The organism is Paenibacillus sp. FSL L8-0470 (assembly GCF_038008625.1).
In the GTDB taxonomy this organism is placed as follows: Bacteria; Bacillota; Bacilli; order Paenibacillales; family Paenibacillaceae; genus Paenibacillus_AQ.
This window is the reverse complement of sequence record NZ_JBBOZM010000001.1, coordinates 4082456-4095246: the sequence shown is the minus strand read 5'-3', so window position 1 is coordinate 4095246 and position 12791 is coordinate 4082456. Positions and strand designations below refer to the sequence as shown.

Sequence of the window (12791 nt, the reverse complement as noted above, 5' to 3'; positions counted from 1 at the left end):
TTTACATAACTAATAATATGTTAATTATATCTTGTTTTGTACAATTGCCAGCTTAAACACAGATATGTGGTCATTTTGGAAGTGGATGCAGAATTCGCATCCTATCTTGAGGTCAACCAGCAAATAGAATAATTGTTATCCTCACTGATAGGCACGGCCGCTAAATGACTCACGCGGTTCGGGCCTTTTTTTATAACAAAAATAACTTGTTATTATTAATTGTTTGATTTATTCTAACTGTTATTAAGGTTTTTAATAATAACTATATTATTTGAACTAAAGAACTACATCTAATGTTTAATTTCTGTAGCAATGATTTACGGAAAATGGTACACGAAAGAACATGTTATTACTAACTAATAGGAGGACTTGGGGATGAAGGAAGTTTTTTTTAAAGGAATGACTTATGGCTGGGAAACAAAAAGAGGAGAGTACCGGAAAGATTATGCAGCGGATTCGATGAAAAAGCTGGCGGATACCGGAAGTGAGTGGATCGCTTTGTCCTTCTGGACCTGGCAGGATACAGTGTTCTCAACAGATATTCACTTTGATTACGGTTATACGCCGACAGATCGGGATATCGAACATGCGGTGCGAAACGCGAAGGAGCTGGGCCTGAAGGTCTGCTTGAAGCCTGTAGTCAACTCCAGAGACGGGATTTGGAGAGCGCGGATCGGATTTCCTGAGGATGGAGACGCCTATTGGGCAGCCTGGTTCGAGTCCTACACGAATTTCTTGAAGCATTATGCGGAGCTGGCAGAGGAGCTGGGCTGCGAAATGTTCTGTATAGGTTGTGAAATGGTAGCTACAGAATATAGGGAAGCAGAATGGCGGGAAGTTATCCGTGAGGTGAAGAGCCTATATACCGGCCCCATCGTTTACAATGCCAATCATGGCAAAGAAGAAGGGATTCAGTGGCTCGATGCGGTCGATCTCATCGGAACCAGCGCATATTATCCTGTAGCCTCTGTGCCGGGTGATTCCTATGCGAATATGCTCACTGTCTGGGAGAAGCAGAAACCCCGGCTTAAGGCTTTAGCCGAAAGATTCAACAAGCCGCTTGTTTTTATCGAAATTGGCTGCCGCAGCGCACTCGGCTGTGCCACTATGCCGTGGGACTTTACGCATAAGGATCTGCCTCATTCGGAAAGCGAGCAGGCTAACTTTTATCGTTCGGCACTTGAAACCTTTTGGAATGAGCCTTGGTTCGCCGGTTTCTTCTGGTGGGATTGGAGTACAAAGCTCTACGCTCTGGAAGAGGCTTCGTCCAACAATGGATTTGATATTTACGGTAAGGAAGCGGAACAAGTGCTGAAAGAGTATTACAAATTGCTAGTCACAAAATAACTCTGTCTCAAGGGTCGGGAACGCTCTTGGAAATTTAAAGCATTAGATTAATATCATTGTCAGGCAAAAAAGATTCATGTTATAGTACTTAAGGAAAATCCGTCCTTCTATTCGCGGGGTTAATATTCCATCCGCTTGAAGGGCGGTTTCTTTTGCGTGCGGGAAGCATAAAACAAGGCTGTCCCAGTCATTGAAATGACCAGGACAACCCCGTGCTAACCAGTAAAATGGTTACAATTCAAGCTTGGAAATTTCCGCTTTGAGCTTCTCTGCAGATTTCTGGAACATTGCCTTTTCGTCTTCACTCAGCGGCAGATCCAGCACTTCGCGAACGCCGGAGCGGTCAACGACACATGGAGCACCGAGGAACACATCTGAAACTCCGTTATAGTTGTTCAGCAGCGTGGAGACATTCAGCACAGCACCTTCATTGTTCAGAATGGAAACCACGATCCGGTCCAGGGCAAGAGCAATCGCATATGAGGTAGAACCTTTGGCGTCGATAATTTCATAGGCGGCGTTCTTGGTGTCTTCAAAGATCTCCTTGCGTTCCGCTTCATCAAAGCCCAAATCGATGCCGGCCACGTTGGCAAGGCTCCATACCGGAAGCTCGGAGTCACCGTGTTCACCGATTATTTGACCATGAATGCTGCGGGGATCTATTTCTTTATGAAGACCGATCAAATAGCGGAACCGTGCACTGTCAAGCACCGTACCGGAACCGATGACCCGTCTGCGGTCGAAGCCGCTGATCTTAAGAGTGGCATAAGCCAGGATATCTACCGGATTCGTTGCAATCAGCAGAATGGCATGCTGATTGTATTTCGTAATCTTTTGGATGATATCTTTAAAAATCGAGATGTTCTTTCGCAGAAGATCAATCCGGGTCTCACCCGGCTTCTGGGAGGCGCCGGCGGTTACGATAATAATATCCGCTTCCCGGCAATCTTCATAGGTTCCTGCCCACAGTTTTACACCGCCGACAAACGGCATGCCGTGGTTCATGTCAAGTGCTTCACCCAGCGCTTTCTGGTGATTGACATCGATAAGTACCAATTCAGGCATCCGTCTGCGCAGAAGCAGCGTATATGCGGTTGTTGTACCGACTGCACCGGTACCGATAACTACGACACGATTGGGCTTAAATGGGGGGGCCATTGTTCCATCTCCTCCGAATTTCGATTTTTTTGTGTCCAATCCTATCCATCATAAGCTCTGGAGTTAGTGTTTTCAAGCAGCTTGTTTTTAATCCATTACCCGAAAACGGGCAAGCTAACAACGTGCTTTCGCAGAGAGGAGGTAGCTATGTTTAGTATTGCTACACTATTTATGTACCTTGGGGCTGCCATTCTGCTGATCCTTATTCCGGGTCCGGATCTTATTTTCGCTGTTACCCAGGGGATTACGAATGGCCGGAAAGCAGGTGTCTACACCGCTGTTGGACTGGCACTGGGGAATACAGTACATACTTTGGCTGCAGCACTGGGATTGTCAATCATTGTGAAGACATCTCCGCTGCTGTTCACCCTGTTTAAGATTGCCGGTGCACTGTATTTATTTAACCTGGCCTACAAATCATTGAAGCACCGTAAAGCAACGCTCTTAGTGAACGATGGCGAGAAGAAGGATGAAAGGGCATTGCTGCGAAGAGGACTGATTATGAATATTCTCAATCCCAAAGTGGCCATCTTCTTTCTGACCTTTCTGCCGCAATTCGTGAATTATGACTATGGTGTTGTACCTTTGCAGATGCTTGTGCTTGGACTTATCTTTATTGTGCTGACCGCTCTGATCTTCGGAGCGCTTGCTTATTTTGCCGGTGCCTTCAGCAGCAAATTTCTGGAGAAGCCCCGTGTGCAGGAAGGCGCCAACATCGCAGCCGGAGTTATATTTGTCGGACTGGGCATGAAGCTGCTGACCACGGCACCCTAGGAGTTCCACATTCATATCATCGACAGGAGAGAATTTAAGAATGGATTTATTCCGCAAAAAACCGCTGACCGCGCCTCAAAGCGCCGATGGCGCTAAACTGAGCAAGACACTGGGTGCGCTGGATCTTACAACACTTGGTGTAGGGGCCATTATCGGCACCGGGATATTTGTTATGACAGGAGTCGCAGCCGCAGAGCATGCCGGGCCGGGCCTTGTGCTCTCCTTCATTCTCGCCGGGTTTGCCTGCGTGCTGTCCGCACTGTGTTATTCAGAATTTGCTTCAACGCTCCCGGTGTCCGGCAGCGCTTATGCCTATAGCTATGTCGCTTTCGGCGAGTTACTGGCCTGGATTCTGGGCTGGGATCTGGTGCTGGAATATGGGGTTGCGGCAGCGGCGGTAAGCAGTGGATGGTCCGGTTACTTCCAGGGCCTGCTGGATGGTTTCGGCCTGCATTTGCCCACAGCACTCTCCGGGGCTTATAATGCGGACAAAGGCACTTATCTAAATCTGCCCGCCATGATCATTATTTTGCTGATCTCCTATTTGTTGACTCGCGGAGTCAAGGAAACGGCCCGCTTTAATGCAATTATGGTTGTGATTAAGCTGTCTGTAGTGCTTCTCTTCATAGTTACGGGATTTTTCTATGTGAAACCGGAGAACTGGACGCCATTTTTACCATTTGGCTTTCATGGGGTGGTGAATGGGGCGGCTACCGTTTTTTTCGCCTATATCGGCTTTGATGCCATATCGACTGCTGCGGAAGAGGTGAAGCGCCCGCAGCGTGATTTGCCTATCGGAATCATTTCATCCCTTGCAATCTGCACCGTGCTGTACATTACTGTCTCGCTGGTTCTGACAGGGATCGTACCTTATCAAAGCCTGAATGTCAGTGATCCTGTTTCCTACGCCCTGCGATTCGTGGACCAGAATATGATTGCCGGTCTAATCTCTGTAGGCGCTATTGCCGGGATGACCACGGTTCTGCTTGTTATGCTCTTCGGCCAGACCCGTCTCTTGTTCGCGATCTCACGGGACGGGCTGCTGCCGAAAAGCTGGTCCAAAGTAAGCGCCAAAACGCATACCCCCGTGCGCAGCACCTGGATGGTCGGAGGATTGATCGCCGTGCTCACCGGATTTGTTCCACTGGACCGGCTGGCTAACCTGACCAGCATTGGAACACTGTTCGCTTTTCTCGTGGTGTCCTTGGGTGTAATTGTGCTGCGCCGTACCCATCCGAATCTGAAAAGAGGGTTCACGGTGCCTTGGGTGCCATACATCCCCCTGCTTAGTGCGGCAACCTGCGCTTATTTAATGTATAATCTGGGGAGAGAGACTTGGATCGGCTTTGTCATCTGGCTGGCTGTCGGACTACTGATCTATTTTCTGTACGGATACAAAAACAGCAAACTGAATCAAAAATAAACGATAACAGAAGAGGAGAGAGAGCTTTGTCATCCCAAACAGCAGATTTCAAGGTTCTGAGAACGCTACTGGTGGTTCTCCTGAGCCTACTCATACTCTCGGCTTGCTCTTCTTCTCCTGCTCCTGAGCCCACTCAGCCACCTCAGCCGACGGAAGCGCCGGAAGAAGGGCAGACGATTACCCTGATTACACCCGACGCCAAAAACTTAGTCAATAAAGATACACCTAAATATCAAATTCAGACCCGGCTTACGGATTTCAGATTGTTAACCGATTCTGCAGGACTGGCCTGGGGTGTTACCAAAAATGAACTTCGGATCTACATGACCAAAGATAACGGGGAAACCTGGGCGAATATTTCACCTTCTGTAAATGTGCAGTTTCTGTCTAATCCGGTGTACAGCCAAGAGATCTTCTTTACGGATCTAGAGAACGGCTGGATTGTAAGAAGTGCTTTTGGAACGACGGAAACCGTTGTGCTCCGAACAACCGATGGGGGACTGAGCTGGAAAATCTCTTCATTTCCGGATGCGAATACGATCTCTTCCATCTACTTCAGTTCTCCGAGCCATGGCTGGCTGATGACCTCCTGGGATATTAATGCCACTAAAGCAAGCAAAGCGCTGTATGCAACGGCAGACGGGGGGGCCACTTGGAATATGGTTATGCAGAACGAGCAATATAATCCGAAGCTGCCAAATCTTGCAATTCCGATGGCGGGCGTGACGACCGGGATGATCTTTAAGGATACAGACCGTGGATTCGTGACACTCCAGACCGGAGCGCTGCCCAAGATTTACATGACTCAAGACGGTGGAGCAACATGGAGTCAGGGACCGGAGTTTCTAGTGAATGAACAGTGGAGAGGCTGCGACAAAGTGGTCACCGGAGAACCGGAATTCTTCGGCAATAACAGCGCATCCGGGTGGTTGCCGGTGGCCTGCCAGAAAGATAAGGATGCTACCATCACATATAACGGATATTTTACCGCCAATAGCGGAGCAAGCTGGACATTTACTACGTTCGGTCTGGGCATCCAGACAGGGATCAACCGCCACCTGGCTCCTGCTTTTTTAAATTCTCAACTCGGCTGGGCTTTGAAAGGAAATCTGATGTACAAGACGATTAATGCGGGAGCAACCTGGACAACACTTCCGGCCAGCAGCGTTCTGCAATCCAAGCTCTTGGAATATCCGGAGATTGTGAAGCTGCAGTTTATTTCAAGGGATGTTGGCTGGCTCTTAATTGAGAAAAAAGAAACTCGGCGATCTATCCTGCTGCAGACAACCAATGGGGGCGTGAGCTGGAAGGTAATGTAAGTTGATTTAGCGGGGAGGCTGCAGATTGCAGTCTCTTTTTTTCAAAATATAAGAATTTTAGCTTCAACCGTTTCCACTTGTCATTATTTCCCTGTGTTACAATAAGTAGCAGGTGAATCTATGAAATTCATACATATGGAGTGAAGAAGATGCATGATTTTAATACAATCAAGTCAGAAGAGGAATTACGTGCTATACTCGGTTATCCAAGCGAACTGGTGAAGAACAAAGCGATTGATGCCCTGGATGAGCATTGCCGCCAGTTTATCGCTAAGTCACCATTGTTGATCATGGCCACTTCCGATGCGGAGGGGTTATGTGATGTCTCACCCAGAGGGGATGCGCCGGGTTTTGTGCTTGTTCTGGATGACAACCATCTTGTCATACCTGAACGGCCGGGTAACCGCCGAATGGATTCGTTAAGGAATATTCTGTCCAATCCAAACGCGGGCCTTATTTTCCTCATTCCGGGTCTGGAAGAAACGCTCAGAGTGAATGGTCGTGCTTATATTGTCCGTGATGAAGAGCTGCTTGTCCGAATGGAATCTCATGGGCGGACTCCGCTGGTAGGCATAGTCATTGAAGTGGAAGAATGCTATATGCATTGTGCAAAATCGTTAAAGCGCTCCAGCTTGTGGAATCCAGACTCTTGGATTGCGAAGGCTGAATTGCCGAATGTTCCTCAGATGATATCTGACCACGCCAAACTTCCTGGCATGAACGCAGAAAAAGTAAAAGCTTCACTGCAAGACAGCTATACCCACCGAATGTATTGATGCTCTGGGCTTTAAATGAAGCAAAAAAACGTATTTAAAATTTTCTTTAAAAATGTGAAAAAAATCACATGACAAAGCGCTGTCCGTGTGATATATTTAACACATAGAAAGCAAGTTCATTTTTTCACAAACTTTCATTCCGAATAGGAGAGATTACAATGACAACTTTTGAAACGGATTATATGACTAGAAACCTTCTGCAATTATGCTATAACTGTGATGATGCACACCTCTGTGAAACTGAAGAACAATGCAGAGCCTGCTGGGCGGACAACGGAATGCTTCCGGAAGAAGAGAACGAAACCAAGCAACTCTTAGATCTTGTACATGCTTAATATTGATAGGCAGAATGAACGTTTTTAAAGACCACTTGTGTTCTCAAATCTGAGAGCCGGGTGGTCTTTTTGGTTTGTAGCCTGTCGTCAGCTGACGGCGAATATGGTTTTCATCTATTTGTGATGCTGTATGAACCGGAACAGGCATATACATGTACAGAAGCGACTGCAGTTATGCGGAAAGCTGAAAAATGGGGATTAAGGAGGAATAAGTCATGGGGATAGGCCCGGATTCTTCTTGGATGTTTGATCTTACCGGGACGGTAATACCGATTTTTCTCGCCCTGATGATTGGCATTGTCGCTGTATCTGCTGGCAGGGGGCTGCTTCAATGGAGCCGGAACAACAGCTCACCCCTGTTGACCGTTCCTGCCCGGATCGTCAGCAAGCGCAGTGAAGTCCGCCAGCAGCAGCTTCAGGATGAGAATCAGAGCAGCCGCACCAGTACAACCTACTATTTAACCTATGAGACGGACGAAGGTGTCAGGATGGAATTTAAAGTGGACGGAAATGAGTTCGGCATGAGCGCTGAGGGAGACAGAGGTGTGCTGACTTACCAAGGCACAAGGTATCACGGGTTTCAGCGCAGCCTGCATTACTCCACAGCTGACTAATTTAACTGTCTGTGATATGTATTTGGTTCGGTTTACAATAGAGATGAGGTTTCGGATAATAAATTCGTTACAGGAGCACAGCTTATCATTGACGGCGGAATGACGCGCAAAATGATTTATGAGCCATAACTAAGCTATCCAGGTAACGGGAAGAAAATAGGCGTGAACTGTCACCTCTTAGGCGAATGCACATACAATACATCGAGCAGTCAAGAGATGTGGAAGCTTGCGAGGCAGGTAAGAAGTCCGGTAAGGAGCGGATGCCTTCAGAACTGCTACGAAGCAAAAGGAGGAGAATGTGTGGCCGTCATCAAAGCGAACTCGGAAGATGTGAAGGTGCTTGCGCGGCTGATGCGGGCGGAAGCCGAAGAGGACGGAGAAGCCGGGATGCTTATGGTCGGGAATGTCGGCGTCAACCGGATTCTCGGCAATTGCCTGGACTTCAACAATATCCGCAATATGAACGATATGGTGTTTCAAAGTCCAGGTGGCTTTGAAGCGCCTCAGAAGGGGTACTTCTATCAGCGTGCCCGGGAATCCGACATTCGCCTGGCCAAAAGAGTGATTGCCGGAGAACGACGATGGCCGGCCTCTAATGCCTTATGGTTCTTTCGTCCTGTAGGCGATTGTCCTGCCACCTGGTATAACCAGCAGAACACCGGCCGCTACAAAGCCCATTGCTTCTTTACACCAACCAGCGCGGATTGCCCGGCTGTATATTAGTACAGCCGGCCCTGCGGGGAGAGTCAGCGTGCTTCCGTAATCTGTCTCTCCCGCTGAAACTGGCAAGCGAAAATTGTGCTGTCGCACCATGTTCTACACGAAGTTAATCAAGGAAGCAAATGCTGACAAAACTTTTAGGAGGTTTTACACAAATGATAGGTCAACCTTACCGTCCCGTTACTTATATGATTGGCAGCACTTCTTCTTCCACTGGCATGAACGGAGGTGGAATGCCTGCCAGCGGCCACATGGGCAGCATGGGCAGCATGGGCAGTATGGGCAGCATGGGCAGCATGGGGAGCATGGGCAGCATGCCACCTCAGGTCACCAGCGGGAGCCCCATGACGCCTACAGGAAGCGTGGTGCCTACCACAGCCCCGGCCTTTGAACAATCCTACATTGAGAACATTTTCCGCCTCAACCTGGGCAAGATCGGGACCTTTTATTTCACATATGAGAACAACAAGGATTGGAATGCCAAGGTTTACAAAGGTGTGCTGGAAGCAGCCGGGCGGGATCATATCATTATCAGTGATCCGGCTACCGGACAGAGAACTGTGCTGCTGATGATTTATTTCGATTATGCTACCTTCGATGAGCCGCTTGCTTACCAGTATCCGGGAGTCATCGGAAATCCACCGGTCGCCCGAAACTTCCGTTAATCCACCTGAACAACTATCCATAGAACACAACTTGCAAACGGCAGCCCGCCTGTAAATGGGGGATGCCGTTTTTTGTGTGAAATTGGAGGATTAGATAATCACGCTGAAGGCAACAAGTTTGACGGAGCGGGTGCGAAAGATTTAACATATATAAAAGCGTATCAACAACCTTTTTTGCATTCGTTAACCTTGTTTTATACCTTTTATACGGAGTATGTCCATAAGAAGGAAAACTAGATCATATTTTTACTCCGGTTTACACCTGTTTTTATGGAGTGAGTAATAATATAATAATGTATATATTTATAATCCGTGATTCTAGTCAGGAGTTGAAGGCATTGGGAAATTGAAACTGAAAGGAACGTTTGGCGTTTCACTAGCTAACATTTTGAAAAATCGAAGGAGGTGGGCCTATCCACCTGATACGAAGAACGGTGGATAGGAGTATAAATTGAGCGACCCTTTACCCGGTATATTACATGTAGGTCTTATTCTTTTGCTTGTGCTGTTTAATGGCTTTTTTGTTTCGGTTGAATATGCGATGGTCAAGGTACGAAGCGGCCGCATTGAAGCACTGATTGAGGAGGGCAGTAAAAGAGCACCCGCAGCAAGAAAGATTGTCCACAATCTAGATGCTTATCTGTCCGCCTGCCAGCTTGGCATTACGCTTGCCTCGCTCGCACTCGGCTGGCTGGGTGAACCGGCTATAGCTACGATTGTGGGACCGCTTGTAACAAGCCTAGGCTTCGGTGAAACAACCGTATATGTGATCTCCCTCATTATTGCCTTTATGTTCATCACGGTGCTGCATATTGTACTAGGCGAGCTGGCACCCAAGACGATTGCGGTGAACAAAGCGGAGAAGGTGCTTCTGCTAACGGCCGGTGCGATGAACGTCTTTTACAGGATCATGTATCCATTTATCTGGCTCGTCAATGGGTTAGCAGGCGGACTGCTGCGTTTCTTCCGTCTGGCACCGGCCTCAGAGCTGGCCACTGCGCATACAGAGGAAGAAATCCGCATCCTCATGCAGGAGAGCAACAAGAGCGGGCTGATCGACAATACAGAAATGACTTTGGTGGACAATATCTTTGAATTTGCCGATACGATGGCCAGAGAGATTATGATCCCCCGAACCGAAATGATCTGTCTAAACAGTCATCTGTCGGCAGAAGAGAACCTTGAGATTGCCTTTGACGGAATGAGAACACGTTATCCGGTTTGTGATGGCGATAAGGACCATATTCTTGGCTTTATCCACATTAAGGATCTCATCCGGGATCAGGCGCCGAAGTACAATGAATTGATTCGTCCGATTCTTACCGTTCCAGAGTCCATTCAGATCAGTGCACTCCTGAAGGTGATGCAGCGGGCGAAGACTCAAATCGCCATTCTGATTGACGAATACGGCGGTACGTCAGGTATGGTTACGCTTGAGGATATTATGGAGGAGATTGTCGGAGAAATTCAGGATGAGTTCGATGAAGAGCGTCCCGGTGTTGAGCAACTGGGGGAGGATGAGTTTTCCATAGACGGCCTCATGCTGATTGAAGAGATCAACGACTCACTGGGGCTTCATATGGAGACGGAAGACTATGATACTATAGGCGGATGGCTATACTCCAAGTTAGAAGTCAATCCGCCGCAAAAAGGGCAAACCGTTGAATTCGACGGCCATCTGTTCGTGGTAGAGGAAACCGAGAATAAGCGGATTTCCCGGATTAAGCTATTGAAGCTGCAGTTTTTGACGGAGGAAGCTGGAGCATAAACTTATTAAGCATTACACACAAAAGGCACTAGCGCAGAATAAGCGCAGTGCCTTTTGTGTGTAATTGTACTTATCTATCCGAGAAAGGAAGGTCCAAATGCTAAATCATCAGAATAATTATAATGATCTGCTGGTCCTCTTTTCCATTGCGATAGCATTTCTATCCTGTGAGGAAGTTTACCTTTTATAATATTGATGGTGTGAGCTGAAGTTTGCTATGGAAGTTTGCCAAAGAGAGAACTTTAATTATATAATTTTAAATTATATGACTTTCATTACCCGGGTCCTGAGTGGACGGAAAGGAACTCTCTTTGAGCAAAAACAAACGAAACAGTGCCGCGGCTCCCCAACAGAGCAAGCAGGAGAAACGCAGGGCAGAACAGGAAAAGCAGAAGCAAAAAACCAAAATACTGATCTTCAGCACTGTAGCAGCAGTTATCATTATCTTTGTCGCTCTTATCATGCTGATTCCAAAAGCGAACTCTGACTTTAATTACAGCGAGATGCACAGACTTGGAAAAGAGGATGCTCCAGTCAAAATTGTTGAATTCGGGGATTATAAATGTCCGGCGTGTTCAGACTTTACCGGTACCATCAAACCTCAGCTTGTTGAAAAATACGTAACTCCGGGCAAAGCGGCCTTTTACTTCGTAAATATGGCCTTTATCGGACCGGATTCCGAAACAGCTTCATTAGCAGCTTTGTCTGTCTATCATCAGAACAGTGAAGCTTTCTGGACCTATTCTGACGCAATCTATGCTAATCAGGGCGAGGAGAGCGAAGAGTGGGCGACCGCTGATTTCCTGGTAAGCCTGGCGCAGAAGGAGAACCTGCCGATAGATTTTGACCTCTTGCGTAAAGACATTGAGGAACGCACCTATGAAAGTGAACTACAGAGAGATATGAAGTTAGCCGATGACAGCAAAGTGACCTCTACTCCTACTGTATTTGTTAATGGAGTGAAAGTAGACAAGGCCTTTGATATCGAAGCTATCGACTCACAGGTGCAAATCGCCCTTGATTCGGCGGATGCCAAATGATGAAATTCTCTACCTTCTGCAGACGCCACTGCCTATATCTGGCCTGGTTTGTTTCGGTAATTGCTGTAGCAGGAAGCTTGTATCTTAGTGAAGTGCTGCATTATGAACCCTGCAGGCTGTGCTGGTTCCAGCGTATCTTTATGTATCCTCAGCTGATTCTGCTCGGAATTGCCACATACCGGGGAGATAAACGCATCATTCCTTATGTGCTGCCTTTATGTCTGATAGGCGGGAGTATCTCCCTGTACCATTACGCAGAGCAGAAAATTCCTGCACTCAGTAAAATCTTGCCATGCACAATTGGTGTACCCTGCAATGAGGATTATTTGAACTTTTTAGGGTTCATTACAGTACCTCTGCTTGCGTTGATTGCTTTTGCTCTAATCGCAATTTTGCTCTGGACCGGGCGCCAAGAAGAGCCAGCTGAATAAGAAAAGGCTAAGCAGAATTTAGAGCATAAATATTCCCTAAATTTTTGTCACAATTAACATCCAAAACACTCAAAAATCACGGAACGCTGGGATAATGAAAGAGAATGAAAGATCCACTTATCCCGGGTCTTGGATTTGAGCTTTTTGGATGTTTTTTCATTCTTTTTTCATTTTTTTCACCGCTTTACTGAAAAGCTATTGTAGACTATCATTAGTCCTTGTGAGAAGTTGAATATGCGCTGAATTTTCCGCAAGGAAAAACGGGGGAACCAAATTTGGCGGCAACGTCAATGGGGTGAATCGGAGGCAGGTCAATTTGACCGGAACCGTAGGGCTACCACAGCCCGAATCCGCCAGCTAACCTCGTAAGCAAGGGTGGGATAATGAGCATGCGTAAGCATGCGGATCATTTCCGTATGCT

The 12791-nt window shown here is 47.2% G+C and carries 13 protein-coding genes and 1 riboswitch; of the genes, 12 read left to right on the top strand and 1 reads right to left on the bottom strand.

All coding sequences use genetic code 11. From position 1 onward, the window contains the following. Nucleotides 1-375 precede the first annotated feature (375 nt). A complete protein-coding gene (locus NST99_RS18470) occupies nucleotides 376-1347 on the top strand; it encodes a glycoside hydrolase family 113 (RefSeq protein ID WP_341093654.1) in 972 nt (323 codons plus the stop codon). 231 nt (nucleotides 1348-1578) lie between these two features. Here the strand turns inward: NST99_RS18470 and NST99_RS18465 are convergent, their stop codons facing one another. Continuing rightward, nucleotides 1579-2505 (bottom strand): L-lactate dehydrogenase, encoded by a 927-nt coding sequence (locus tag NST99_RS18465; RefSeq protein WP_341093652.1) that lies wholly within the window; start codon nucleotides 2503-2505, stop codon nucleotides 1579-1581. Between the two features lie 147 nt (nucleotides 2506-2652). Between NST99_RS18465 and NST99_RS18460 the strand changes: the two genes are divergently transcribed. The 11 genes from NST99_RS18460 to NST99_RS18410 all read left to right on the top strand — a co-directional run bounded on the left by NST99_RS18460 (nucleotide 2653) and on the right by NST99_RS18410 (nucleotide 12370). Then, entirely contained in the window at nucleotides 2653-3279 is a 627-nt protein-coding gene (locus NST99_RS18460; protein ID WP_341093650.1) for a LysE family translocator, read from the top strand. A gap of 40 nt (nucleotides 3280-3319) precedes the next feature. Beyond that, entirely contained in the window at nucleotides 3320-4702 is a 1383-nt protein-coding gene (locus NST99_RS18455) for an amino acid permease (protein ID WP_341093649.1), read from the top strand. Between the two features lie 26 nt (nucleotides 4703-4728). Then, nucleotides 4729-6021 (top strand): WD40/YVTN/BNR-like repeat-containing protein, encoded by a 1293-nt coding sequence (locus NST99_RS18450; RefSeq protein WP_341093647.1) that lies wholly within the window; start codon nucleotides 4729-4731, stop codon nucleotides 6019-6021. Nucleotides 6022-6170: 149 nt separating this feature from the next. Next, nucleotides 6171-6797, top strand: a complete 627-nt coding sequence (locus NST99_RS18445) for a pyridoxamine 5'-phosphate oxidase family protein (protein ID WP_341093645.1) — start codon at nucleotides 6171-6173, stop codon at nucleotides 6795-6797. Nucleotides 6798-6955: 158 nt separating this feature from the next. After that, a complete protein-coding gene (locus NST99_RS18440) occupies nucleotides 6956-7132 on the top strand; it encodes a hypothetical protein (RefSeq protein WP_179091757.1) in 177 nt (58 codons plus the stop codon). Between the two features lie 221 nt (nucleotides 7133-7353). Further along, nucleotides 7354-7746, top strand: coding sequence for a DUF2500 domain-containing protein (locus tag NST99_RS18435; RefSeq protein ID WP_341097691.1), 393 nt, complete (start codon nucleotides 7354-7356; stop codon nucleotides 7744-7746). Between the two features lie 300 nt (nucleotides 7747-8046). After that, entirely contained in the window at nucleotides 8047-8469 is a 423-nt protein-coding gene (locus NST99_RS18430; RefSeq protein ID WP_341093643.1) for a cell wall hydrolase, read from the top strand. A 152-nt stretch (nucleotides 8470-8621) separates the two neighbouring features. Continuing rightward, nucleotides 8622-9131, top strand: coding sequence for a spore coat protein GerQ (gerQ, locus tag NST99_RS18425; RefSeq protein WP_445744975.1), 510 nt, complete (start codon nucleotides 8622-8624; stop codon nucleotides 9129-9131). A gap of 451 nt (nucleotides 9132-9582) precedes the next feature. Beyond that, nucleotides 9583-10899, top strand: a complete 1317-nt coding sequence (locus tag NST99_RS18420; protein WP_341093642.1) for a hemolysin family protein — start codon at nucleotides 9583-9585, stop codon at nucleotides 10897-10899. Nucleotides 10900-11210: 311 nt separating this feature from the next. Next, nucleotides 11211-11939 carry a DsbA family protein gene (locus NST99_RS18415; protein ID WP_341093640.1) on the top strand — a complete coding sequence of 243 codons (729 nt, stop codon included), beginning with the start codon at nucleotides 11211-11213 and terminating at the stop codon, nucleotides 11937-11939. Further along, complete coding sequence (locus NST99_RS18410; RefSeq protein ID WP_341097689.1) at nucleotides 11939-12370, top strand: disulfide oxidoreductase; 432 nt, start codon at nucleotides 11939-11941, stop codon at nucleotides 12368-12370. Before NST99_RS18415 ends, NST99_RS18410 begins: the two co-directional genes overlap by 1 nt. Before the next feature lie 227 nt (nucleotides 12371-12597). Further along, a riboswitch (cyclic di-AMP (ydaO/yuaA leader) is annotated at nucleotides 12598-12757 on the top strand. Nucleotides 12758-12791: the final 34 nt, after the last annotated feature.

What these genes read in the sequence shown, in the direction of transcription:
- NST99_RS18455 (WP_341093649.1), top strand. Translation starts at nt 3,320, where the DNA reads ATGGATTTATTCCGCAAAAAACCGCTGACCGCGCCTCAAAGCGCCGAT.
- NST99_RS18410 (WP_341097689.1), top strand. Translation starts at nt 11,939, where the DNA reads ATGAAATTCTCTACCTTCTGCAGACGCCACTGCCTATATCTGGCCTGG.
- NST99_RS18465 (WP_341093652.1), bottom strand. Translation starts at nt 2,505, where the DNA reads ATGGCCCCCCCATTTAAGCCCAATCGTGTCGTAGTTATCGGTACCGGT.
- NST99_RS18440 (WP_179091757.1), top strand. Translation starts at nt 6,956, where the DNA reads ATGACAACTTTTGAAACGGATTATATGACTAGAAACCTTCTGCAATTA.
- NST99_RS18460 (WP_341093650.1), top strand. Translation starts at nt 2,653, where the DNA reads ATGTTTAGTATTGCTACACTATTTATGTACCTTGGGGCTGCCATTCTG.
- NST99_RS18470 (WP_341093654.1), top strand. Translation starts at nt 376, where the DNA reads ATGAAGGAAGTTTTTTTTAAAGGAATGACTTATGGCTGGGAAACAAAA.
- gerQ (WP_445744975.1), top strand. Translation starts at nt 8,622, where the DNA reads ATGATAGGTCAACCTTACCGTCCCGTTACTTATATGATTGGCAGCACT.
- NST99_RS18445 (WP_341093645.1), top strand. Translation starts at nt 6,171, where the DNA reads ATGCATGATTTTAATACAATCAAGTCAGAAGAGGAATTACGTGCTATA.